This is a genomic window from Methyloversatilis sp. RAC08 (assembly GCF_001713355.1).
Classification (GTDB): Bacteria; Pseudomonadota; Gammaproteobacteria; order Burkholderiales; family Rhodocyclaceae; genus Methyloversatilis.
On the sequence record NZ_CP016448.1, the window covers coordinates 866,026 to 891,715 of the forward strand.

15 protein-coding genes are annotated in these 25,690 nt (G+C 66.3%); 1 reads left to right on the forward strand and 14 read right to left on the reverse strand.

Annotated elements, in window-relative coordinates; all coding sequences use genetic code 11:
* Positions 1–207: 207 nt before the first annotated feature.
* The 12 genes from BSY238_RS03940 to BSY238_RS03995 all read right to left on the reverse strand — a co-directional run bounded on the left by BSY238_RS03940 (position 208) and on the right by BSY238_RS03995 (position 23,602).
* Entirely contained in the window at positions 208–10,854 is a 10,647-nt protein-coding gene (locus tag BSY238_RS03940; RefSeq protein WP_069040435.1) for a filamentous haemagglutinin family protein, read from the reverse strand.
* A gap of 159 nt (positions 10,855–11,013) precedes the next feature.
* Positions 11,014–12,633, reverse strand: coding sequence for a ShlB/FhaC/HecB family hemolysin secretion/activation protein (locus BSY238_RS03945; RefSeq protein ID WP_223300260.1), 1,620 nt, complete (start codon positions 12,631–12,633; stop codon positions 11,014–11,016).
* 122 nt (positions 12,634–12,755) lie between these two features.
* Positions 12,756–14,294, reverse strand: a complete 1,539-nt coding sequence (locus tag BSY238_RS03950; protein WP_069037994.1) for a hypothetical protein — start codon at positions 14,292–14,294, stop codon at positions 12,756–12,758.
* A 57-nt stretch (positions 14,295–14,351) separates the two neighbouring features.
* Complete coding sequence (locus BSY238_RS03955; RefSeq protein ID WP_069037995.1) at positions 14,352–15,230, reverse strand: FxDxF family PEP-CTERM protein; 879 nt, start codon at positions 15,228–15,230, stop codon at positions 14,352–14,354.
* 758 nt (positions 15,231–15,988) lie between these two features.
* Positions 15,989–16,639 carry a hypothetical protein gene (locus BSY238_RS03960; RefSeq protein WP_069037996.1) on the reverse strand — a complete coding sequence of 217 codons (651 nt, stop codon included), beginning with the start codon at positions 16,637–16,639 and terminating at the stop codon, positions 15,989–15,991.
* Positions 16,640–16,641: 2 nt separating this feature from the next.
* A complete protein-coding gene (locus BSY238_RS03965) occupies positions 16,642–18,294 on the reverse strand; it encodes a putative porin (RefSeq protein ID WP_069037997.1) in 1,653 nt (550 codons plus the stop codon).
* 50 nt (positions 18,295–18,344) lie between these two features.
* Positions 18,345–19,049 carry a TonB C-terminal domain-containing protein gene (locus BSY238_RS03970; protein WP_069037998.1) on the reverse strand — a complete coding sequence of 235 codons (705 nt, stop codon included), beginning with the start codon at positions 19,047–19,049 and terminating at the stop codon, positions 18,345–18,347.
* Positions 19,049–19,453: an ExbD/TolR family protein gene (locus BSY238_RS03975; RefSeq protein ID WP_069037999.1), complete on the reverse strand. Its 405-nt coding sequence runs from the start codon at positions 19,451–19,453 to the stop codon at positions 19,049–19,051. The genes BSY238_RS03970 and BSY238_RS03975 overlap by 1 nt, the downstream gene beginning before the upstream one ends.
* A gap of 19 nt (positions 19,454–19,472) precedes the next feature.
* Complete coding sequence (locus BSY238_RS03980; RefSeq protein WP_069038000.1) at positions 19,473–19,883, reverse strand: ExbD/TolR family protein; 411 nt, start codon at positions 19,881–19,883, stop codon at positions 19,473–19,475.
* Between the two features lie 89 nt (positions 19,884–19,972).
* Entirely contained in the window at positions 19,973–21,652 is a 1,680-nt protein-coding gene (locus BSY238_RS03985) for a DUF2341 domain-containing protein (protein ID WP_069038001.1), read from the reverse strand.
* A 259-nt stretch (positions 21,653–21,911) separates the two neighbouring features.
* Positions 21,912–22,265: a hypothetical protein gene (locus BSY238_RS03990; RefSeq protein ID WP_069038002.1), complete on the reverse strand. Its 354-nt coding sequence runs from the start codon at positions 22,263–22,265 to the stop codon at positions 21,912–21,914.
* Positions 22,266–22,843: 578 nt separating this feature from the next.
* Positions 22,844–23,602: a pseudouridine synthase gene (locus BSY238_RS03995; RefSeq protein ID WP_223300261.1), complete on the reverse strand. Its 759-nt coding sequence runs from the start codon at positions 23,600–23,602 to the stop codon at positions 22,844–22,846.
* A gap of 143 nt (positions 23,603–23,745) precedes the next feature.
* On the opposite strand from BSY238_RS03995, the gene BSY238_RS04000 reads away from it, so the two are divergent.
* Complete coding sequence (locus tag BSY238_RS04000; protein ID WP_069038003.1) at positions 23,746–24,018, forward strand: hypothetical protein; 273 nt, start codon at positions 23,746–23,748, stop codon at positions 24,016–24,018.
* A gap of 44 nt (positions 24,019–24,062) precedes the next feature.
* On the opposite strand, the gene BSY238_RS04005 is transcribed toward BSY238_RS04000, so the two are convergent.
* The gene (locus BSY238_RS04005) at positions 24,063–24,635 is read right to left on the reverse strand and encodes a DUF1415 domain-containing protein (protein ID WP_069038004.1); all 573 of its coding nucleotides are present in this window, start codon (positions 24,633–24,635) and stop codon (positions 24,063–24,065) included.
* Positions 24,632–25,537, reverse strand: a complete 906-nt coding sequence (locus BSY238_RS04010; RefSeq protein WP_442922958.1) for an alpha/beta fold hydrolase — start codon at positions 25,535–25,537, stop codon at positions 24,632–24,634. The genes BSY238_RS04005 and BSY238_RS04010 overlap by 4 nt, the downstream gene beginning before the upstream one ends.
* Positions 25,538–25,690 lie beyond the last annotated feature (153 nt).

The following is a 25,690-nucleotide window of genomic DNA, read 5'->3' on the forward strand; positions in this document are numbered from 1 at the left end:
GTTGGGCATCGCTGCGCTCACCCCAACCTACAAGTGAGGCGACGTGATCAACCCGCAGGTCGGGGTGAGCGCAGCGATGCCCAACAAGCAAGTAAAGCCACGCGATCAGCCCGTAGGTTGGGGTGAGCGTAGCGATGCCCAACACCGGCCGCCGCAATGGCGCCCTCGCGCATACCGCCGTCGCAGCAAGCCGGGCGGCCGTTCGCGTCAGTTGGCGCGCTTCGCGCGTTCCTTGCAGCGCTCGTCCTCGTCGTCCTCTTCGCAACCGCTGGCGGTCGCCTCCTCGCCCAGACCGACCAGTTCGACGGTCAGGATGGAGCTCGGGTCGCGAGCGTCCTTCTGTCCGGCTGCTGCTGCCTTCTGGCCCTGATCGACCGCCTTGTTGGCTTCGGTCGGCGGCGGTGCGGACGGTGCAGCAGCCGGCGCAGCGGCGGACACGGCCGCGCCGCCGCTGAGGCTGCCGCCGACGCTGATCGAATTGCCGATCACCTGCTGCGCGCCGATGGTCAGGTTGCCCGAGGAGCGGATCGCGGCATCGAGCGCGATGATGGCGCCCGACGGTGCGAACAGCCGGATGTCGGCATCGCGCACCTCGTCTGAACGCTTCAGCGTGCCGATACCCGAACCGGACACCGAGTCGCTGATGTCCAGCACCACCAGGTCACCCCGGATGCGCACCTGCGGCGGCGGTGTCGCCGATGCCGTGCGCGAGCCGCGACCGGCGTCGATATTGCCCGCCGTCGACCAGAGCTGGATGTCGCCGCCGCCGAGCGTGAACACGCGCGACGGTCCGAGCTGGAAATCCTCGCCGGCGATGGCGTTGATTTCACCCTCGCCGATCGCGAACACGCCCTGTCGCGACGCGCTGGCTGCACTGGCGCCCGCACCGGCAACACCCACGTTGATGCTGCCACCCGGTGCGAACAGATTGACATCCCCGCCCTGCTCGGACTTCACCTGACTGAAGAAGAGGTTGATGTTGCCGCTTTCGGCCGCTTCCGGGAATGCGGTACCGACCAGTGCCACACCCGGGGCATAACCTGTCTCGCCGGCACCGATCGCGTCGCCCAGCTTGCCGGCGTAATTGAGGCCGGCATTCAGCAACGCCGACATCAGCGGCTGCTGCGATGCGAAGAAGTCCTGCTGCGCCGCCGCGGGCAGCGCATCGAAGGCCTGCAGCAGTTGTGTGTCCGGTGTACCCGGCGCCGCGCCCCCGGCGCGCATGAAGCCGATGATGGCTGCATCGATCGCGCCCAGTCTCTGCGTCAGCAGCGTGCGCCCTTCGCTGCGCACCCTGGTCAGCGTGCTGCCGGCCGGCCCGGCCAGCAACGCATCGATCGACGTCGCACCGCTGACCGACAGCAGCACCTTGTCGTAACTGTCCTCTCCAGCGGCGCCGCGCACGGGTCGCAGCGACGACCACAGCGCGAGCCCGTCGAAGCCGGCGCTGCCGGCCTGCACGAGAATCGACGCGCCGACCTCGTCCAGCCACGGATTGTCGAAATTGCCACGGGTGACGATGCCGAAGGAATTGGCCAGATCGATGCTGCCGCCGGCCGCCACTTCGAGCTTGCCGCGGCCGCCGGTCTGTATGCCTTCGGCGATGCTGCCCGATGGCGTCACACCATCGCTTTCGAACACGGTGCCGAACGTGATGTTTCCGCCGGCACGCACGCGCGTGATGTCGCTGTCGCTGAAATGCTGCGAGCGGATGGTCAGATTGCTGATGTCGCCACCTGCCTCGACCTGCACCGGCTGCGGCGAATTGACCACCAGCGCCAGACTGGCGGTGGGCGCCGGCACCGTGATGTTGCCGGTCTCCGCCACCAGCCTGACCGGCTCGACGACGCGGTTTGCATTCAGGTCGGCATCGTGAGCACGGATGCCGGACACGATGTTCGGGTTGGCCAGATCGACCCAGAACACATTGTTGAAGTTGGCCGCCGGGCGCAGCACCGACGGCACCAGAGCGGGCGAACTGTCGGCAATCTTGATGCTGACCACGCCGCCAGTCGCGGTGGCCAGATTGAGGTTGCCCGACGCCGCGAGCAGCAGGTCGTTGTAGGTCGCCGGCAGCAGCACCATGCCGTTGCGCAGGTTCAGGTCACCGCCCATGGCGACCGCGTTGAGCGAACTCGGCAGCAGCGGGTTCAGCCCTTCCCACAGCGCCAGCGCGCCCCAGGGCGTCGCAGCGTTGTCCAGACTGACGCTGCCGCCGTAACTCAGAAGATCGACCCGGCTGTCCTCGCCATAGCGGAAGAAGTAGCTGCTTCGGTTGGACGTGGTTGTATTCGTCGCCTGACGCACCGCAGTCGATGACGCAATGGTTTCCAGATCGATCGAGCCCGCCGCACCCAGCTTGGCCGACGCTTCGCCGAGCAGCAGCACCGACCCCGCGCCACTGCTGCGTGCGCTGCCGAAGTCACCCGCCGCCTGCGCGTCCAGTAGGCCGCGATCGACCATCAGGATGGCGCTGCCGATGTCGCCGCCAGCCCGCACCGTCACGTCGCCGCCGCCCAGCACCTGCAGGTTGGCCGCGTCGGGTGTGGTACCGGCCGCACCGGACAGGCGTCCGTTGGTCACCGTGAACACGCCCAGATTGCGGATGTCGTTGCCCGCCGTGACGCGGATATCTCCGCCGCCGAACGTGGCCACGCCCTGACTGAACTGGTCGATGCGTGCGTACCAGGTCGTGTTGCGCTGGTTCGATCCGGACAGGAATTCGCCGGTCGGGCTGAGCGCGCCCTGGCGCAGCAGCCAGTCGCCGACGATGCCGGGCGATTCGGTCGCGACGATCGAGCGCTGCGCGCGGATCATGACATCGCCGCCATCGGTGGCGTATTCAGCCTGCCGGTTGCCCGAGCCATTCAGGTTGAGCAGGGTCTGCGTACCGAATTCCGCACCTCGTGCCACCTGATAGCCTGCGGTGTAGATTGCCGCGCGCGCGCCCAGCACCAGATCGCGACCGACCGCGACGTCGATGTCGCCAGCGCCAGTGCGCACCTGTGCGTTGGGCGCCAGAACCAGGTCGCCGCGATTGGCGGCCACCAGCGTGTCGAGCGCCTGCAGCGACAGCGCACCGGCACCGGCCAGATCGGCACCCGACACCAGGCGCATCGACCAGGCGGTATCGCGCTGCCCCAGATCGAAGCGACTCTGCGTCAGGCCTGCACTGGTGAGTGCGCCCAGCACGATGGTCTGGCTGCTCGCGTTCAGCCGGCCGAAGCCGTCCGACAGCGCACCATTCACATTCAGATTTCCGGCCGCGCGCACGGTCAGCGAACCGGCTTCGGTGCCGCCCTGGTAGGTATTCGCTGCAAGGTCGGTCGCATTGATCGTGAAGTTGCCGTCGGCGCGGAACTCGATGTGCGGCCGCACATGGAAGCGCGTGCCGCCGTCGGCGTCCTGCGCCGGCAAACCCAGTGCAGCGCGCGTTGCCGCCACATTCGCAACGCTGGTCATTGCCGCTGCATCGGCATGCGCGGCGCTCATGCTGAGCGTGCTGCCGTCGTAGATGCGCGTGCCTTCGACGAACACGTGGCGCGCGCCGTCGATGGCATTCGACAGATTGCCGTCGATGGCCACCGCCGTATTGCCGGTGCGCTCGGCGCGCAGCCAGACGTCGCCCTGTTGTGCCGCACTGGCCTGCGCAACGCCATTGACCACACCCGAAGTGGTGCCGACATCGATGACGGCACCGTCGGCGATGCGGATGCGCCCGCCCTGGGCTGGCCCGCTCTCGCCGCCCGCGCTGCGCGGACTCGACTCCAGAATCACGCTGCCGCCTTCGCCGCGCGTGCCGCTTGATTCGGCAACGAATTCGGTGGCGCGCGCATCGAGCCGCGCGCCCGATTCGAGCACCAGATCACCGGCGCCGGTTGTCATGCCGTCGATGTAATCGAGTGCGCGCCGCGCCGACAGCTCGATGCGGCCGCCCTGGTCCGCGCCCGACGCGTCCAGCGTACTGCCGATGGTCAATGAACCCGCGTCGGTCGCGATCGCGATGTCGCTCGCCTTCAGGTCGGTGTCGAGCCGGGTGTCGCCGGTGCGCACGCGTGCCGACCAACTGCGCGTGAATTCGCTGCCCTGTGCGGCCAAGCTGTCCAGGCTGGTCGCCGAACGCACATCGACCGACAGCGCGCCACCCGCGTTGCCACCGGCGGACTGCGCGCGCAGCGCACCGTCGGCGACCGACAGCTCACCCTCGGCGGCCGACAGCGTGATCGAGCCTGCATTGCCACCGGTGGCCGCTGCGGAAGCTGCCGACACGTCGATCAAGGCGCCCTGCGCCAGCGTGACATCGCCGGTACGCGACGCCAGCACCACGTCGCCGCCCGGTGTGGTGACGGTCTTGCCCAGATAGTTCTTCGCCGTGCCGGACACATCGATCGTGCCACCCTCTGCCACGCGCACATCCTGCGTCGCGCTGAGACTGACCCGACCCGACGGCAACGCGATGCGCGACGCTAGATCGATGGTCTGCGCATCAAGCGCCAGTGCCGCGCCAATGCCGGCCTGCACCGTACCGGCCGGCGTGGCGCCGCCGGATATCGACAGCGCGCCATCGACCGCGACGCGGGTATTCGCGCCGGTGTCGGCCACGATCTGCGGCGTCGCGATGCGTACCGTATCGGCCATGACGCGATAGTCGCCGTCGCCCGACACGCGCACCTCGTTCGCGGCCGTCAGCGTCACCGCATCGAAACCGCTGATCTCGAAGCCGGCCTGTCCTGCGGCTGCGGCCGGCGTGCTGTCGAGCACAATGCGGTCGGCGCTCACCGACAGAGCACCGGTACCCGCGGCGGGTGCCAGCGCAACGGCGGCGGGCGAGGCGTTCGCAAACTGCACCTCGCCGGCGACGATCTGCTGCGTCAGGCCGGCGTTGTCGACGCCCCCGATACCGGCCGCGTCGATGCGCAGCAGGTCGAGCGAGGCACTGCCCAGCGTGACCTCGCCATACAGGTTGAGGCCGCCGTAGGCACGCAGCGTGAGGCGCGACGGATCACCCAGCGCTGCGAGCTGGCTGTTGTCGAAACGCAGACCCGGCGCATCGGTCGGCACGTCGCCGACATTGATGGTCGAGGCGGTCAGCGCCAGCGCGCCGCCGCTCTGCGGCAGCGCGATGGTCGCCCCGAGATTGCGCGTTTCCAGCGTGCTGTCGAGTACGACGCCGCGGCCCGCGATGCGCGAACCGGCGCCCAGCGTCAGTTCACCGCGTACGCCGGACGGCGCATCGCGCGAGATCGGCGCCGCATCGGCCGCACTGACGCGCAGCGCTGCGCCATCGGCATCCGCACCGCTGCCGGCGATGCGCAGCGCCTCCGGATCCGCCGAGCCGACTGCCGCAATCTGGCTGCCGGCTTCGATGAGCACGCTGTCGCGCGCCACCAGCACCACGTCGGGTGCGCTCAGCGCCGGCCCGGCCGCGTTGTCCAGACGCACCGTCGACGCACCGCGGATCAGGCGGCCGGTGTCGTCGGTGGCGCGCACATCGACCAGGGTTTCACCGCTGTCTTCATCAAAATCACTGCGCGTGCCGCCCAGCAGCAGACTTTCGGCATCGAGCGCGTTCAGCCTCGCCACCGACACGCCGACTTCGCCTACGCGTGCGGCAGCGCCCTGACCCAGCAGCGCCAGTGCCTGTGCGGTGATGTCCACCTGCGCACCGCGGGCCGCAGCGCCGCGGCTGGTGTCCAGCACGCCCTCCAGCGTCAGCGCCTGGCCCACCTGCAGAGACAGGCGGCCCGCGTCGGCGGTGCTGCGTCCGTCGTCGAACACATCGGCGGTATTCGAGATCAGGTATTCCGCGCGGTTACGCACCTGTTCGGAGGTCAGCAATTCGGCCACGAAGGCCTTGCCGGTAGGCGTGGTCGCCCCGGCCAGCGCCTGCGCCGTGCGCACGCTGACGCGCGCGCTGCCATCGACATTCGCCTGCGCCTGACCCGCAGCCAGCGAACTGTCATCGGGCGACAGACTGATCAGGAAGGCGCCCGGCAGCAGCGCGTAGCGCGCCGGCAGCAAGGTGTAGGTGCCGGCAGCCAGCCCGTTGGCCGATGCCAATACCTGCACCGCCTCGCCGATGCGCAGGCCGTTGCCTTCTTCCGCCCACATCGACAGATCATAGGCCGCGTAGCCGCTGCCCAGCGTCGGCACGATGGCATAGCTGTCCTGCGGCGCGGCGAGAATGTCGCGTGAGCCGCCGCTTCCGGCGATCCATTCCCAGGCCTGCAGATCGCCGCCACCCGACAGGTCGACCCGTGCGGCCGCCTGGTCGCCCTGCGCACCCTGCAACACCACATTGTCGGCGTTGAGCGTGATTCGCTTCTGCGGCGTGCCGTCGAGTTCGATCCGCGCATCGTTGCCGACCAGATACAGCCAGTCGCGTCCGCTGAGTGCGGTCTGGCCGTAGGGCAGCAGCAGCCCGTCGGCCGATACCGACGTCACGCTGCCGGCCGCCAGTTCGATCGAACCGCCAGCCGCTTCGGTGCGCGTCGTGCCGGCGCCGGTGCGGGTGATCGTTTCCGAACGCAGCACGATGTCGCCGAACGGGGCGACCACGCGCCCGGCCTGCACGATGTCCGGTGCGGCGAAGGTCAGCGAACCCAGCGCCGAGTAGACCGGACCGGCCGCGGCGCCCGACGATTCGATGCGCAGCGTGCCGGCCGGATTGTTGTGGATTTCGAAGGCGTAGCGCGACGCTGACGTCGGATACACCTGGGCGGCGCGCAACGTGAGATCACCGCTGGTCACCAGGCTGGCACCGTCGGCGACATAGCCGGGCGACGCACTCGCACGCAGGTCGCCGCGGGCGTCCAGCGTCACGTCGGTGAAGCCGCTGGCCGCGAGGTTGCCGGAGACCTGAACGAGATCAGCAGCCAGCACCAGACTGCCATCACCGGCGGCCACGGCGGTCGGCTGCGCGTGGTTCTGCTGGATGCGGCCGACGTTGGTCCAGTCGAGCACTGCCGCGCCCAGGAGCACATCGGCGCCGTTGGTACCCCGGATGTTGGCGGCGTTGAGCACCATGCGGCCGGCGACCGACGCGTCAACGTCCTCGCTGAAGCGCAGCGTACCGAAATTGCCACCGTTGCCCAGCACTGCCAGCGTCAGGTCCGAAATGCCGCTGCCGTCGAGTGCGTCGAGCGCGAACACGCCGCGTCCGGCATAGGTCGGCGCATCGGGTGCTGCACCGGGCACGAAGGCGGCCGAACCGCTGTTGCCGCCCTGCAGGATGTCGAGTGTGCGCGGACCGGTCAGTGCGGCCGGCAGCGACAGCAGGTCGCCCCAGTTGTTCGAGCCCTGATCGAGCGTGACCGACAGCTGGCCACCGAGTGCATTCGAGCCGCCGGCGCGTGCCGACAGCAGCGGATCGGCATACAGCCCCTCGCGTGCATTCAGCGAGATGCGGCCGCCGGAACTGTCGATGCGCACGGCCGACAGCGCGCCCAGCGCACCGGTGCGTTGCGCAAGTACCGCGCTCGTGCCGTCGGCACGCAGCTGCGCGCCGTCCTGGATCACCAGATAGCCGCGGCGCGCCGCGATGTCGATCGAGCCGCCATCGAACAGCGTGCCATCGACATAGCTCAGGCCGGGCGTCTGCAGGAAAGTGCCGCTGGTATTCAATCGCGCAGTCGATGCGATGAACAGCGAAGCACCGAAATAGATGTCGTCCTGCTGCACTTCGTCCATGCCCAGCGCGATGCGCCCGCCCGGCGCGTTCAGCGCGCCCGCCAGTTCCAGGCTGCGGTTCGCCGACAGGTCGATGGCGCCACCGGCATCGACATTGATCGTCGCGTTGTCCGCCACCGTCAGCGTGCCGGTCGATTCCGAGGTCGCGGCAAAGGCGAGCTGCACGCCGTCGTCACGCAGCGCACGCGGCACCGCCGCAATGCTGCCCAGCCCGGCCAGCGAGTCGGCCGAGCCGCTGCGGATGCCATCGATCGCGCGCGCCTGCACCACGGGCGTCAGCGTCAGCGCCGACGCACCGCCGATGTCCACCCGATTGCCGCCGATAAGCGTGAAGTCGGAAAAACCCGCGTCGGAGAACAGCGTCGGCGAAAGATAAAGCGTGTCGCCCTGAAGTCCGTTGCGCACGCCATCAATCGCGAGTGCCGCGCTGCGCAGCACCAGCGTGCCACCGGTCGATGCCCGACCATTGAGGCTGGCGGCAAAGGCGCTCAGGCGCGCACCCATATTCAGGTTGCCGAAGAAGCTGCCGACCGGCGCGCCGGTACCCGGATCGCCGCCGGTGACCTCGAAACCGGCGCCGATCGAAATGGCTCCTGCATCGCCCAGTTCGCGCGTGCCATCCAGTGTCTGCCAGGCTCCAGCCGACACGTCGATCTGCGAACCTTGAGCCAGATCGACATGGCTGTCCGCGTCGATCGTAACCGAACCGCCATCTGCGGCGACGTAGCCCGGCGCACTGGTGCGCGTATCGCGCTGCCACTGGCCGGCCGCCGACAGTTGCGCATTGGCACCGACCGAAATCGTGCGCGTGGCGCGCGGTGCGTCGTCGGCCAGACCGCCGGTGCGCAGCGAGATGTCGCCACCGGCGGCCGAGATGTCGCCATCGATGGTCAACGTCGTGCCGGTCACCGCGAAGCGGCTACCATCGGACCAGCGGCCTGTAGGCGCGTTGTACAGCGCGGTCGGGCCGAGCGTGAGGCTCACATCTTCCGGCAACACGACGTCGCCGGCACCGGTCAGTTCGAAGCTGCCCACGCCGGACGAGAACCAGTCGCTGCGCAGCCACAGCTCGGTCGGCAGCGCGGCCGTTGCCGACAGCGTTCGCGTGCCGGTCGAATTGACGAAGCGAGTGTCCTGAGCGGCGAGACCATTGACCAGGCGCAGGTTCAGGTCGATGCGGCCGGCCTGCGGCGAGCCGAGCACATCCGACTTGCCGGGGCCGAGTGCGCGCGTGACCAGCTCACGCTGCGTGGCGCCCACCGTGCGCTGTGCCTTCACCGCGCCGTCGAGCGCCATGCCGAAGGCGGTGACCGTCAGTTCGCCGGCGTCGCGGCCTTCGATGCGCTCCGCCACCGTGCGTGTGCGGTCCTGCGTGCCGGTATAGATGCGGTCTGCACGGGCGTCGGCGACCGACTGCGAGCGGCCGTCTGCCGACTGGACCAGCGTGTAGCCCACGTCGCCGGCACGGTAGGTCACCGTGCCGCCGGACAGATCGATCGAACTGGCCGAATGGGTCAGCACGTCACCCTGCGAATAGGCGACGAACTGGCCACCGGTGGTCAGCTTTTCGTCCAGCGAGCGTTCGACCCCGCCCAGGTAGCCGGCGATGTCAAACAGTTCAGTGCCTTCGCGCAGATCCACCCACACCTGCTTGCCGAACAGCGCGCGGCCGAATTCCTCGTCGCGCAGCAACGGCGCGTCCTTGACCTCATCGCCGCGCAGTTCGACACGCACGATTTCGCGATCGGCGTCGGCGAATGCGTCGAGCCCGGCCAGATCGATCACGCTGCCCGAGCCGATGTAGACGCGCGATGCGGCGTCGCGCTGCGGCACCGGTTGCGTCGACGACAGCGCGGTCGCTTCGGCGGTCACGCGCAGCAAGCCCGACGGTGCGCGCAGTGTCACGCCGACGCCGTCGGGCCCTGCATCGGCCAGCACGATGGTGTGGCCGTACAGATTGATTTCAGAGCGGCGGAACAGCGCGTCGTCGCGCGCAGTCTGCGTACGCGACGCCTCATCAGGGCTGATGTCGATGACCGCCCCGGCGGCCAGTTCGACGCTGCCGGTGCGTTGGCCAATCGGCACATTGACGCCGGTCGCCAGCGGCTCGGCGTCCGGGAACATGGCATCCACCTGACGCGCGGCGACACTGTCGCGCGCCTTCAGGAACACGGTGCCATTCAGCGTGACCGATGTGGTCGCACGCGCCGCACCCGCATGGCGGATGTTCAGACCGACCAGCGTGATGTTGCCGCGGTCGGACAGCAATTCCGAGGCGCTGTCTGTGGTCACCGTGCCGCCGTTGTCCACCTCGACCAGAAAGCCGCGCAGCCGGCTGTCGAGCGGGTCGGCGATGTAGATGCGCTCGCCGGCCGCCAGCACCACCTGGCCCTCGTCGGCTTCGATGCGGGCGTCCGGCAGCGCGGCCCGCTGGGCCGGCGTCAGCGGCGTATCGATGGTGGTGTCGACATCGGCTCCGACGCGCACATTGGGGGCGGCCAGCAGCACGCGGCCGTTCTTCGCCGCCAGAATGCGCGCGCCGCGCGCCACCGTGATGTCACCGGTCGCGCGACCGGCGTAATCGCCATCGGCAAACGGCGTCAGCGCTGCGCCGGTCGACCCGAGCGAATTGAGCGCGCGCTGCAGCAGTTCGTCATTGAGCTTGAGCGACGATCCGACCAGCCCCCCCACGTCGATGTTGGCGCCCGGCCCGAACAGGATGCCGGCCTGATTGAAGATGAACACCTGGCCACGTGCGGTCAGCGAGCCGTCGATCTCGCTGCGCGGCCCACCCGGCACCACCACGTTGATGGCACGCATCGCCGCCGATGCCTGATCGAAATGCACGGCGTTGCCGCGGCCGATATTGAAACTGTTCCAGTTCAGCATGACCGCATTGCCGGTCTGCTGGATCACCATCTGATTCGCCGTCTGGGTCATCGTGGCGGTGCCCGGCAGGCGGCCGTCGACGAAGTTGGGTGCCGCCACCGGCAGCGCGCCGGCCGCCATCACCGGCGTGGCGAAGGCCAGTGCGCAGGCTGTCGCCAGCACGTGTCGCTGCAGTCGGCCTGCGCTGCGCTTGCCGCGCGCGGCGACGCATTCGGCCACCGGCACCCAGGTGGCGCTCAGTTCATTGAAGATCAGGCGGTAGCGGTTCGTGTTCATGTTCATCTCCTGCCGGCCGCGTCACTCGGGCCCGAAGAGTCAGCTTCGCGACCGGATGTGATGCGGCGATGACGGCGCGGCGAAAGCCGCCGCGCCGATGCAAAAATTCACTCAACGGGTGTCGGGCAGCGCCGCTGCGCCCGCAGCGAAGGTGGCCGCCTAGAACTCGTACCCGACACGGACCAGCAGGCGCTGATCGCCTTCGCGCGTGCGACCCGGCAACGGTGCGCCATCGCGCAGCGCATACGCCCAGTCGGCATCCAGCCGGATGCCGCGCGGACTGTTCACGCGCAGACCCAGGCCGACGCTTTCGAGTGCCGACTGCGAATCCTGACCCGGGAAGGCCTGCCGGATGCGCAGCCCGGCCCAATCGTAGAAAAGCAGGCCGGACAGGCCGACTGCGCTGTCGAACAGCTGTTTGCCCGGTGTAGCCAGTTCCAGCCGCACCCGCTCGCCTTCGTCAGCCAGTCGCTCGGATTCCAGATAGCCGCGCACCGAATCGAAACCACCGGCAGAGAACTGTTCGCTGTTGATCAACGGATCGCTGCTGCGCTGCAGGTCGAGCCGCGCACTGGCGGCCCAGCCACCGGGCAGCGGGAAGGCACCTTCGAATTCGAAGCGCGACACGAAGAAACCCGGGCGGGCGCCGAAACGTCGGCACTCGAACTGCTCGACACGCGTGCCGACGCAGTCGATTTCGCGTTCATTCATCGCGTTCGAGCCGGCGCTCAGCGTGGTGCCGAAGCGCAGTCGGGCGCCCGACTGCAGCGGTACCGTCAGCCCGTACTGGCCCGACCACACCCAGTAGCGCACCGGCTGGCTGATCGTGAAGGGCGTGCCGCCGATGCCCAGCGTGTCCTGCTTGTTGTCCTTGTAATCCAGACCGAGACTGATCGAATGGAAGAAGCCGCGACCGCGGTCGGGCAGCGGCCGCACATAGCGGAAGCCGGCCGTATCGCCGCGACCCAGGGTGGCGGTATCGAACAGCGTCGGCACATTGCTGTTCGAGCGCGCGTAGTAGGCGGCCAGAATCGCGTCGCCCAGCGGCGCCGAATAATTCAGCCCCCACACCTCGACCTGCTCGCGGTCGCGCGGCGACACGAAATAGGTCACGCCGATGGAATGCCTGCGTTGCCACAGATTGTCGTAGCGCACCGTCGCCTCGAGCCGTCCGGCATCGGTGTCGGCGCTGCGCTTGTTGTTCACTTCGACGCTGCCATGCAGCGGCGACTTGTCATCGAGTCGCAGTTCGACCGCCACGGAACCGGGCACGCGGCCGGGCTGCAGCAACGGGGTCACCTGCAGGTCGCCATTGCGGCCCAGTCTGCCCAGGTCTTCCTGCACCTCGGGGAAATGCGGCACACCGCCTTCTGCCAGCGAAGGCGCGCCTTCGCGCACGCGGCTGGGCAATGTGTATTCGGCACCGGTCACGCGCAGGCGCTCGACCTTGCCTTCGGTCACTTCGAGCTTGACGACACCCGTGGTCACGGCCTGTTCGGGAATGCCGACGGCCACCGTCAGATAGCCGGCGTCCTGGTAGGCCTTTTCCAGTGCAGCGACGGCACTGTTCACGTCTTCTGCGTTGCGCCCCTCGCCCAGGAAGGGATAGACCGCGCGTTCGATCGCCTCGGCCGGCAATACCGTATTGCCTTCGATCTCGAACTCGAAAATGTCGAAGCGCGACGCGTCCTGCGCCGCGGCAGGCATGTGCAGGGCGAGAAGAAAAGCGAGCACCGTGGCTGCCATCAGGCCGGCAACGCGCCGGAATGTATCGATCATGAAAGCCGCGAAGGATGTAGGCACGAGTACGGAGTCAAACAAGGGAACGGCCCGCCGGGGGCGGGCCGTTCGTCAAAACGAACCGGGCAGTTGCGTGAAACGCTGCCCGGCGTACATCACACTCAGTTGCCGATGAAACGCAGCGGCGAGCAGGTGTTGGCGTTGCGCGAGAACTTGGACACGTACAGGTCCGAGAAGCGGACATTGTTGCCATCCACTTCGCTGCCATTCGTATCGGTCAGACCGGCGTAGAACTGCGGCAGCGAGGCGAAAGCGAACGGCGTGCTGACCTGAACGCCGGTGTTTTCGAAGTTGCCCGTGAAACGCGGCGAACCTGCGCGACGCACGACTTCGTCAGCAAACGCCTTCTGCACGCCTGCAATCGCCGGCACGACGTCGCCCTGTTCGTTGGTCACGGCGACCGTACGATCCTGGATCGACAGTTCGACCACGAAATCGTAGCGACCCTTGATCAGGTTTTCCTTCGACGGGAAGATGCCGGTGGCGTTGGCCGACGGCGTCTGGGTCGAGGCATTGAAGGTGCCGACGCCATCCAGATTGCGGAAGCTCCAGCCGCTGGTGCCGGTGTAGGAGTCGAGCGACAGCGTGGCGATTGCCTTGACCGGGCCGGTGCTCGAGAACGGCACCTTGAACGTCTTGGTTGCCTGGGTTTCCGGATCCCACGACGTGAAGGTGTAGTCGGTGCCGTTGTTGGCAGCGGCCATGCACGAACGCACATTGCCCGACGACGAGTTCTCGATCACGGTGTAACCGGCAGCCGGGTCGATGATGAACGGGTCGGCAGTCGTACCGGTACCCGACGACTTCCAGCCGAAGCTGTCTGTCATGCGAGCGGGTTCGATCGCGCCGCCTTCGTTCGACGCGCACGGGAAGTTGCCGAAGAACCAGTTGTACGAAGTCTGGGTACCCGAACCTTCAACCCGGCGGCACACCACGACATCACCTTCAAGATCCGGATCAACCTGATCCCAGGTCGTGATCTGGTTGTTCAGCATGGCGCCATAGGTCGAACGCGAGAAGAAAGTCGTGTCCGGAACGGTGTTGGTGGCGGCCAGGCCCATCATGAGCTGATTGACCGGCTGCACGCGCATGCGCGCCACTTCCTGCGGCGACAGCGCCGGGGTGTCGTTTTCGGTATTCAGCGGGCCGGCAAACATCGCAGGCTCGACGTCCGACACGCCGAAGTCGATCACCAGACCGGCATTGTTCGCTGCTGCGTGATTCGCTTCGCCCGGATCGATACCGACGACGGCGCAACCGTTGAACGGGGTGGCCTTGGTGCCGTTGCCGCTGGTGCAGTTGTTAACGTCGATCGTCTTGACGCGCTGGGCGCGGGCAACCGGGTTCACACCGAACACCGAGCCGCCGGCCGAACGCTTGATGAACAGCACACGGGTGCCGTCCGTCACGCCCGGCACGCCGTTGGCGGCACCGGCGAAGGCACGGTAATTCGGTGCCAGATAGTAGGTGATGCCTGTCAGCACGCCTTCGGCGATGTCATTCAGGAAGTTGTCCGGGGCAGTGGCGCCGCCGAAATACACGACCTGATGCGATACGCCGCCAATGTTGACGGTGCCGGCGGCGAAAGAGGAACCTGCGGCCATCATGGCGCAGGCAATAGCGAGGGACTTCAGTTTCATGGTCTATCTCCAGAACGGGTCGCGCATCGTCGCGCGGCCTTCAAGGCAAGAAGGGAATCAGGCGCGGCGGCGGCGGGCGGCGAAGCCAATCAGACCCAGACCAGCCAACAGCATTGCGTAGGTTTCCGGCTCGGGTACGGCGCTGATCTGCAGGCGGTATTCGCCCTGGTCGCCGACATACACCCTGGCAGTTACGGCCTGATCGGTCATGCCGAGCAGTTGGGCAAAGCCACCACGTGCGGTGTTGCTGGTGGGGGAGGCGCCACGCACAACGTACATGTCCAGCGTATCGCCGATGCTGCCGAAGCTGTTGTAAGCACCGTTCAAGCGAGGCGCGACGTTGCCGGCAAATGCGGTAAGGTCCTCAACCGTCGTGATTCGGTAACCATCGACTTCCACATCCAGGTTGTTGTGCGTACCACCTTGGCTGTTCGCGTCCGTGTAGAAACCGAAATTCTGCACTGCGGTGTTGATTGCGGACGTCACCACGCGATCCGTTGGTGTCGACGAAACGGTCTGGATAATACGACGCACGCCTGAGCTTTCGCCGGTCCACACATTCCAGAGCACGCCATCAGCACCGCCCGCGAGCGTCAGAAAGCTAGCAAAACCCGTCAGCTCCGCATCAAAAACGATGCCAGTGGAAAAGTCGTTTGCGAGATACGACTTCGTGTTCGTCAGCTGCGCACCGTTCGGGGCAGCAGACGTCGAGTAGCTCGTCTGGTTTCCGTTGCCGATCAGGCTGTCGATCTTGACATTCGAACCGAAGATGCTGTTGAAGCCCGCATCCGCGAGGTCATACGTGTAACCAACGTCGCCGACATAGGCCGTCAGCACCAGTTCGGTGTTGCCGGTCGACGAGCCGACGATGCCGGCATTGACGGCACCCGACAGTGCGACGGCTGCAACGCCTGCCAGCAGTTTCATCTTGAACATATAAATCTCCTTGGAAAGTTCGTGGGTGGTATCCGGCTCGCGCCGAACAGCCCTGCTCCACGAGGAAGCGGATCGAGAATGGCGGGCTCGCGTTACACCCGACCGAAGGGGGTGGTGCCAATGAATGAGCCGTTCGGACTATCTGCTGTAAAGAATTCCGTCCGTTGACCTGGTCGCGACGTTAGCGAGTGCAGATGACGAAACCGTTGCAGCAAGGCTTCAATTTCGTAGTCCGAACGGCTCATCAAAAATGATCTGGTTCTCTGAAATCGTTTATGGACAAGGCTTTCTAAAATGATCCGCAAAGTCGGAAAATCGCCTGAAAGCGCCGGTTTGTTACAACTCGCGTGGGTGGAAGGGCATCCGTGGGTAGTCCGTAAGGTGTAAAGCAGGTCGGCAAAATGCGGCGGTGCATCAGTGGATTTGTGTAACGTTGCGTCACCGCAGGCCGGTATCGGCGGCGGAGGCGGAGTGGGGGCACGGGTCGCTGTGCCGGCGGTGGAGCGGCGGGCCTGTGGGAGCGGCGGCCTGTGGGAGCGGCGGCCTCGCCGCGATCAGTGCAGCGATGGTCGATGGTCAGCGTGCGTATCGCGGCGAGGCCGCCGCTCCCACAGGGGCCGCTCCCACAGGGGCCGCTCCCACAGGCGCCACTCCCACGGGCCCACTCCCTACAGGAGCCGCTCCCTGCAGGGGTCGCTCCCCACAGGGGTTGCTCTCCACAGGCCGACGCGCCAACAGCGACGGCGCTCATGTCGTTGCTACTGTGCTTGGCGGGACAGACTGTCTTCGAGGCGGTCGCGATAGCCTTCGACGAGGTTTTCCAGCTTGACGCGGCCGATCTGGGTGAAGGGCTCGGCCTGGCCGATGCGTTCGCCCATCGTTCGATCGCGCCAGCGGTCGAGCATGTCGATGCCGGTCTGGTACAGGGCGACGTTGTCCTTGGTGCACTGGGCCAGCTTGCCGGTCAGCGATTCACCCTGGGTACGCGCGCCCTCGAGCTCGCGCTCGGTCTTCTGCAAGGTGTTTCGCGTCTGCGCCAGATCGCGCTCGCGGGCGGCCAGCTGCTTGCGGGTCGCTTCGAGCTGCTGCGCCTGTGCTGCTGCGGCGACACGCGCTTCTTCCAGTTCGCTCGCGAGCTGATCGGCCTTGCGCTGCGCACCGCTGGCGCGGCGCTTGGCACTCGCCGCCTCTTCTTCAAGCTTCGGCAGTTCGACTTCGGCCGCCTGCTTCAGCCGGTCGGCTTCGGCGGCCGCCTGCTGGCGTGCCTGCTGTTCGGCCGACAGCGCCTGCTGCAACTGCTGCGCCTGGGCACGCAGACGCCGCAGCTGTTCCTGCTCGCGCGAGGCCTGCTGGGCATGGACCGACGTGGCGCCGAGCAGGGCCACCAGAAGGAAGCTCAGGATCTTCACGGTCAGAACCTCACGTTCATGTCCATCATCAGCGTATCGACTTCGTAGCGCTGGGCGGTGATGGCGGTGGGGTCGTAGGTCATGGTCTGGATGTTCTTTGCCGAGTACCAGCGCAGGCCGACCGCGGTGTCGCGGTAGATGCCGTAGCTGCCGCCGAGCACGAAGCCCTTCAGGTTGGTGCCGCCGGCACCGAAGTCCGAATCGGTGAAGCCGTCGAGCACCGCGTCGGAGCCGATGTATTTGTAGGACGCAAACACCTGCCAGTCGTTGGCCAGGCGCACCGCGGGCATGCCGACCGCTGCGCGCAGGTGGTAGGCCGTGTCCTTGCCGTCGGTCAGCGCGAGACCGGTGCGCCGCTGGATGTCGCCGCGGTCGAAACCGGTGTTCTTCACGTACTCGGCCGACAGCAGCACGTGTACCGGATCGAAGTGCGCCAGGTCGGCGGTTGCGGTGAGCACCCAGGGTTCGAACTTCGACGCCAGGCCGTAGATCGGTGCCTCGGTATTGTCGATCGCGCTGTTGGTCTGCACCAGCGTGTTGCCCTTCGCGCGCAGCGCCGACGAATGCTCATAACGACCGTAGCCCTGGAGGGGGCCGTTCAACGCGTCGTAGTTGTTGTCGGTGCGCGCTTCGATGCGGCTGTAGTGGTACTTCGCAAGACCGAAGCGCAGCTTGATCGATGAATTCCAGTCGAATTCGGTGCCGATCTGCGCACCGGCCAGCCATTGCTTGTCGGCGTTCGGCGGGTTGTCGGCGCGCAGCGGGAACCAGCCGGCGGTGGCGAACGGCCGCAGCGTGGCGGTCGGCGTGACGTTGCGCAGATTGACCGCGATACCGTCGAAGTTCAGGTCTTCGTCCCACACCAGATCGGTGGCGAACCACGGGTTGGGCACGCGGCCGCCGGTGAACGACGCCCACTCGACCGGGTCGATCTTGATGTAGGCGCGATCGACCAGGAAGCTGTACTTGTTGAAGCCGCTGCCCAGCGTCTGGTTTGTCGACACGCGGTCGGTCACGTTGCCGGTGGTGAAGCGCAGACCGGCACTTACCGAGTCATTGATCTTGGCCAACACGCCCAGACGCGCGCGCAGCCGCAACCGGTTCACGTCGTCGCTGGCATTGCCGTTCGGGAAACCATTTCCATCGAGGTCGACACCGGACGGAAAGCGCGTGCCGAGCGGAAAGTCATCATTGGTGGCGGCCGGGTTGCCGATGGCGCCGGGCGCAAAACCGCCGATCGGCGTGTTGCCGGCCGGGAAACGATCATTCTGGTAACGCACCCGCAGATCACCCTCGATCTTGATGCGCTCGGTCCATTCCGGGATGGCGTTCGGCGTCGCCCAGCCTTCGCTGCGTGCCTGCGCCAGCACTTCCTGCTTCAACTGGTCGCGGATTTCCGCCTTAACCGACTCGGGCACGTACTGCACGCGCACCGTGGTGTCCTTCTTGGCCCTGGCGACCGCTTTGGCGGTTTTCGCTTCGGCGGCCTTGACCAGCGCATCGGCCTTTTCGCGCGTCAGCACGCCGGTATCGACCAGGGCATCGATCAGGTTGAGCGTGGTCTGGCGCAGCGTGTCCAGCGTTTCCGCTTCACTGGCGTGCGCCGGCAGCGCGAACAGCGCGGCCAGTGCAACAGGGAGGAGGGATTTCTTCATGACATCGGTCCGGGATCTGTCTGGAATCTTTGGGCAGTGCGCTCGCGCGCTCAGCCGGTCAGTCGGTTGGTGATGCGCAGGCGGATCGGCTGCGGCATGTCGGCCGGCGGCGCGTCGCGAAAGGCGCGCATGTCGGCCAATGCAGCCGACAGCGCGCTGTCGGCCTTGTCGTCGCCGGTACTTTCGTCGAGCACGGCGCGCTGAATGCTGCCGTCACGGCCGAGCCACACCTTCACGACGACGCGGTAATCGATCTGCTTCACGTTGCGGTTGCGCGCGAGCTCGTCCTGGATGTGGCGCTGCAGCGCATTGGTGTAGAAGGCGTACTGCATGCGATTGGGCTTGGCCGGCGCTCCGCCTATCGTGCTGCCGATGTCGCCGCCCTTGTATTCATTGGTCACGTCACCCGACGCGAACGCGCTCGGGCCGTCGCCGGCCGCTCCTTCCATCTTCAGCTGCTCGGCCTGCTGCGGCGGCGCCTCGACGGGTTTGGGCTGCTCGACCTTGACGTCCTTCTGTTCCTTCGGCTCCGGCCGCTTTTCTTCCCGCGGCGGCGGCGGCGGGGGCGGCGGCGTATCCGGAATGATGGAAATCTTCGTCACCTGACGGGTCGGTGCCGATGGCGTCGAAAACTGCGACTTCAGCCAGTAGCCGCCATAGCCCACAAACCCCATACCAACCAGCGCAAGCAGGATGTTGCGCACCCGGCGGCCGGTGCTGACGCCCTCGAGCGAATCTTCAGCCAGCGCCGCCATCAGGTACCGATCCTGGATGTGATGAGGCCGACATTCTCGATGCCCATGCGATTGACCAGATCGATCACCTCGATCACGCCGCTGTAGGGCGCGCGCGCTTCGCCGCGGATCATCACGCTGAATTTCGGGTCGCGCGCCCGCACCGCATTGAGCTGGCCCTCGAGCTGACCGAGCGTCACGCCGACGCCATTGACCATCAGCGCGCCGCTTGCCATCACCTGCACGATCTTGATTTCGTGCTGTTCGGTACTCGGCTTGTTCGACGGCTTGGGCAGCGTCATCGTCAGGCCCTGCACGCCGGCCGTGGTCATCAGGATGAACACGACCAGCAGCACGTACGCCAGATCGAGCATCGGCGTGACATTGATCGAGTCATACGGCTTGGCTTCGGTGTTGACCTGCATTACGCGTTCCGCTCCATGACTAGCCTGCCGCCTTCTTGGTCACCAGTCCGACTTCGGTGATGTCCAGCCGCTTGCAGATTTCGAGCACGGCCGACACCTTTTCGAAGTGCGCGGCGGCATCGCCCTTGAGCACCACGGGCAACGCCGGGTTGGCACTCTTGTGCTGGGCGAGGCGGGTTTCGAGCATCGCCAGATCGACCGGGTAGGCGTCGAGAAAAACGTCGCCGGCCGCCGTGATCGTGATGGCGCGTGTTTGCGGTTTGGCCAGGCTGACGACCGTTTCGGTCACCGGCGCCTCGACCTTGATGCCCTGCACCGACGCCGTGGTCATGATGATGAACACCACCAGCAGCACGTACGCCAGGTCGAGCATGGGCGTGACGTTGATCTCGTCGTACGGCTGGTTGTCGTCCTTGACGTCGGCGGACATGTCAGCGCCGCCCGGCCGCCCGAAGGCGCTGAGCAGCCCCCGTGGGGGGCAGCGAACGAAGTGAGCGTGGGGGTCGCATTTTTCGCCTCTCAGCGGCCGTGCACTTCGGCGACGCGGGTGATGAACTCGTCGACGAAGATCTGCATGTCGGCGCTGATGTTCTTGATGCGCGACGCGAGGTAGTTGTAGCCGAACAGCGCCGGAATCGCGACCGCCAGACCGGCGACGGTAGCCAGCAATGCGGCGGCAATACCGGGCGCGATGGCGGTGACGTTCACGTCGCCCGCCGCCGCGATGGCCGCGAACACGATCATCACGCCGACCACCGTGCCGAGCAGGCCGAGGAAGGGGCCGCCGGAAATCGCGATGGTCAGCAACACCATGCGCGCGTTGAGCTTGTGCGATTCGCGCACCAGATCAGCGTCGATCGCAGCCTTGATTGCGTCCATCGACGCACCGGTCAGGCCAGCCGCTTCGCCCTGGGTGTCGAAACGCTTGCGGATTTCGCGCAAGCCCGCGCCATAAAGGCGGAACAGCGACGAATCGCCGTATGTTTCACCCTTGTCGAGCAGCAGGAAGTCATTGGCGGCGGTGCGGAAGCGATTGATGAAGCCGCGGTTCGCCTTGTCGATGCGCATCACCTGCATCGCCTTGTCCACCATGACCCACGCACTGATCAGGAACATGACACCGAGGATGATGATGACGACCCAGGCGTCGACCGTCAGGTTGTCGACCAGCACGGCGAAATGGCTGTGCCCCCCTTCCGATTCGGCCACCTCCTCGCGCACCGCGACGAAGGTCGCGTCGGCGCCCTGCCCCAGCGCGGCGAGCTTGACCCAGTCGGGGCTGCGCACAGTGTTCGCCAGTTGCAGTTCGTCCAGTTCGCCGGTGTAGCCCTCGCCGATGACGACATCAGCCTGTTCGGCGGTCAGCGCAACGTCTGCGCTGCCGGCCGGCTGACCATTTACATAGAGGGTGGCCTTGCCGCCGCCCACCGTTGCCGCGACGTGCTGCCACACGCCCGGCTGCAGCGTGCCGCCGGCGAGTCGGGTGGCGCCGATGTTCAGCGCCAGCGCGCTGTCTTCGATCTTCACCGTCAGCGCGCCCTGGCCGTACAGCGTCGCCTGTTGCGGCAGTGCGGCCGGCTTGATCCAGGCCGACATCGTCCAGGCGCCGCCGGCAGTCGTCGCCGTCGGCGCGGCGGCGGCCACGGTGATCGGCGCACCACCGAAGATGGCCGCGTCGCCGAGCAGTGCCGCCTTCTGGATCTGCACCGCGCCCTGTGCCACCAGCGCGCTGGCCGATGCATCGGCCAGCGGGGCGGCTTCGGAGAAGTGCCACACGCCGACGGTAGAGGCGTCGTAGGTCGCCTTGCTGTCCTGCGCACCACCCACCGCCGCATTGCCGAAGTAGGCGTACAGCGTGGCCGGCGCATCGCCGGCGGCGATCAGTGGGACCTGCACCCACACCACGGCCAGCTCGTTCAGCGCGTCATAGCGTTCGATGTGGTGTTTCAGTACCGTCTTGTCGTCGGCCGTGACGAAGCGGATGTCCGAGCCATCGTCCTTTGCGGCGAGAAAGTCGAAATTGCCGCTGTGCAGGCGGATCGCCACTGGAATCGAGTTCTGCGGTGCGGTGATCGGCACACCCGCGGCGCTGGTGTCCAGCGTGACAATTCGGCGCGCTGTCCACGCTTCGTCCCACCAGGCGTTGGCAAAAGAGGGGATGAGCGCCGCGAAGGCGCCGAGAGCAATCAGGGTTTTCATGGCAGGCGGGGATAAGTTTCAGCGCCGATTGTCGGGGCGGAACATGTCCATGCCGTGACATGAAATATGGACATTCATAGTCCGTTCGGACTATCCGGGGCATCAATTCCTGCTGCGCCGCATCACGGCTGGCGCAGCCGTTTCGCTTCACCGGAAATGAAAAGCGGGCCGATGACGGCCCGTCAGAAGATGCTCCGTTGCATCGTGCTTGCGCTGCACACCGGATCGCCGCGTCGGCGATCCGGTGCCGCGGCGATCATCAGATGGCGGAGCGATCTGCCGGTGCCTGCGCGCTGCGCATCGGCGCCGCACGCTCCGACGTAAAGCTGCTCAGCACGCCCGGCGCGTAGACCGACTCGTGGTTGATCACCAGACCGTCGAACGACTTGCCCGCCGGTGCCTGGCTCAGCGCACGCAGATGCACCGGGTCAAAGGTCGACTCGTGGGCCAGCACATCGCCGGACGCGGCACGCCCGCCGAGCGCACCCTTGTCCGACAGGCTGCTCAGATAGCCGGGTTCGTAGATGGATTCATGGGTCGTCGTGCTGCCGGCAAACGAGGCGGTAGACACGGTCAGGCCGGCAAACATCAGGACAGCGATCATCTTGGTCATGGCAAAGCTCCTTTGAGGTTGGGTAGGCAGTCGCCCGGTTTCGGGTTGAGCGGTGTGCTCTCGACGCTTTCCTTTCAGCAGCTTGCGTGCCAGTTCAGTTTCTTAATTTTTTAGTTATTAAAAACAATAACTTGTAATCCTAGAACTGTTCAACCGTGCCATTTCGAGGGCGGATCAACCCACGACATCACGCGGATCCGCGATATGTCGTGGGCTGGATGCATGACGGCTGAAAGTTTGCCAGCCTCATGAACTCGAGGTGGGTTGCCACTGATGTTTGCCTGCTGTGGGAGCTTGCTGTGGGAGCTTGCTGTGGGAGCTTGCTGTGGGAGCTTGCTGTGGGAGCTTGCTGTGGGAGCTTGCTGTGGGAGCTTGCTGTGGGAGCTTGCTGTGGGAGCGGCGGCCTCGCCGCGATGCGCACTCTGCACAACGATGGTCGCGGCACCATCGCGGCGAGGCCGCCGCTCCCACAGGGGCCGCTCCCACAGGGGCCGCTCCCACAGCGGTCAACCTCAAAGGCCGTCGCTTCTAGAGGCCGCCGCTCCAACAGGTTCTGCTCCAAAGTGGGCAGCGGCCAGCTACTTCGGTAGCGGATTCCAGCCGAAAGCGTCCGCCAGCCGCCCGAAGGCGTCGCCCGGATCGCATTGCAGCGTGATCGCCGCTCCGCTGACCGGATGCCGCAACTGCATATATATACATGCGAGCATCAACCGGCTCACGCCCCAGGCGGACGCGAAGTAGCGGTTATGCACGCCCTTGCCGTGGGTCGAATCGCCGATCACCGGATGCGCGATGTGGTTCATGTGGCGCCGGATCTGGTGCGTGCGTCCGGTCAGCGGCAGCGCTTCGACCAGCGCATAGCGGCTGCTCGGGTAGCGATCGACCATGACCGGCAGCTCGACCGTCGCCAGCCGGCGATAGCGCGTCAGCGCCGGCTGCACCTCGACGGGTTCCGCGCCCTCGCGCGCCGTGCGCGGGTCGATGGCATCGATCACGCGACGCAGCGGATGGTCGATCACGCCCGCCTCCGCCGGATGACCGCGCACCAGCGCGAGGTAGCGCTTGTCCGGCGTATGTTGCGCGAACTGGTCCGCCAGCGCATGGGCCGACACCGCGTCGAGCGCGAACACGAGCACCCCCGACGTGCCGCGGTCCAGCCGGTGCACCGGCCACACGCGCTGTCCGATCTGATCGCGCAGCCGCTGCACTGCAAATTCGGTTTCGTGCCGGTCCAGCGCAGTGCGGTGCACCAGAAGACCGGACGGCTTGTTGATCGCGACCATGACGTCGTCGCGATAGATGATTTCAAGCGGAATGTCGGGCGGGGAGACAGTCACGGACAGGTCGGTTCGGATCGGCGGAGTGGCGGCGCATCATCGCACGCGATTGCACTGCAGCATCGATTGGGGAGAGCGGGTGCGCGAGCGGTGCTAGATTGAAGTTCTGACTTCCGAATGCTTCACCCGCCAGGAGGACTGCCATGAACGACGTAGACGTCAATCAGTACATCGTCGATCTGACCAATCACTCGAACCGGCTGCGTCTGGAGTCGGCCGTGCCCGGCCGCCAGATGAAGGTGGTGCTGCGTCACGCCCGGGATGCGACTCAGCCGGCCATTCATGGCGCCGGTCTGGTCAGCGCCGACAAGAAGGTGTTTTCGATCGATGTGGTCACGCCGGCTGGCGTGCACAGACTTTCGCACAGCTGGCCAGAACTCAGCGCCGAACTGGCGACCTTTTCGGAAGTGGATTGAGCCGCACCCGGCGGGCCCATGGCTGACTGCACGGCTGCCGCCGGTCAGGACTTTGAACTGGACGGCGTGCGGAGCCCGACCGGCAAGCCGAGTGCACGCCAGCCGTCGAGCCCGAGCTTTTCCAGCGTGTCGATGTTGCGCTCGTAAATGCTTTCCGCTTCCGGGAAGGCATCGACCGCGCGCGTCACGCTGGCTTCGCGCAACAGGTGGATGGTCGGAAACGGTGCCCGGTTGGTGAAGTTGCCGATGTCGTCCGGCTCGGTGTCGGCGAACTGCCACAGCGGATGGAAAGCAGCGACCTGCAGCACGCCCTCGTGCCCGTGTTCGGTCACCGCGTCGTCGACCAGATCGAGCACGTCGTTGAAGTCGAGAAAATCCTCGAGCAGCGAGGCGTGCATGATCAGGGTGGTGTCGGTCTGCTGCGGGTCGGCGGCGGCCAGAAATTCGATCTCGCGGTCGATATCCTCCAGATAGCCATCGAGATGTGTCGCCTCGCTGACCACATAGCGCACCTGTTCCTTCACATAGACCGCCTTGGCGAACGGACACAGGTTGAGGCCGATCACGGCCTTCTCCAGCCAGTCGCGCGTGGCGGCGATCACTTCATCCTTCGTCATGCGGTGAAACCTTCTGTCAGGAATTGTTCGATCGGTGCGGTCTGTACCGTGTCCATGAACATCGGCGCGTGTCCGACGCCGGCAATTTCGAGCGTGCGCGCCTTCGGCCCGCGCGCCGCCATCTGCGCCAGCGTGTCGCGCGTCAGCAGATCCGATTCTGCGCCGCGCACGCACAGCGTCGGGCAGCGGATCGCCTCGTACAGATTCCACAGTTCGATATCACCCAGAAACAGCATGGCCTGCATCGGCTTGGCGATATCCGGGTCGTAACCCATCTCGAATCCGCCATCGGCGACCGGACGTGTCGAATGCACGGTGAGGTGGCGCCACTGCGCGTCGGTCAGCGGCCCGAATGGCGCACTGACGGCACGGATGTACCGGTCAGCGTCGTCCAGGCTGGCGAACTTCGGTGCCTTGCCGACATACTCCGCGATGCGCCGCAGGCTGACCGAGGTGACCACCGGCCCGACGTCGTTCAGCACCATGCGGGAGATCGGCGACTGCGGCAGCGCAGCCAGCGCCATGCCGATCAGGCCGCCCATTGACGTGCCGAACCAATGCACCTGCTCGACGCCGAGGCGCGCGATCAGCGTCACCATGTCGCCGACGTACTGAGGCACGCCATAGTTCGCGGCGTCCGGCAGCCAGTCGCTGCGACCGCGTCCGACCACATCCGGACACACCACGCGGTAGTGCCGGGCGAGCTGCTGCGCGAGAAAGTCGAAGTCGCGCCCGACCCGGGTCAGTCCATGTACGCAGACCAGCACGCGTGGATTCGCCGGGTCGCCCCATTCCGCATAGGCCATGTGATGCAGGCCCTTGGGGTTGGCGCACTGCACGCGGTGCAGACGCGGCTGCACGTCGCGTGACGCAAGCGGGACACTGCCGAACCATGCCCGCAATCTGTCGATGACTCCTGTCGCCATTGATAAAGCCCTGTTGGAAAAAGCATCTGCGGTGATTCACGATGGGCGCTGCGGGCGGCAACGGTGGTGTTTTGTGTGGGAGTGGCGGCCTCGCCGCGATACGCACGTTGATCATCGATCATCGATCAT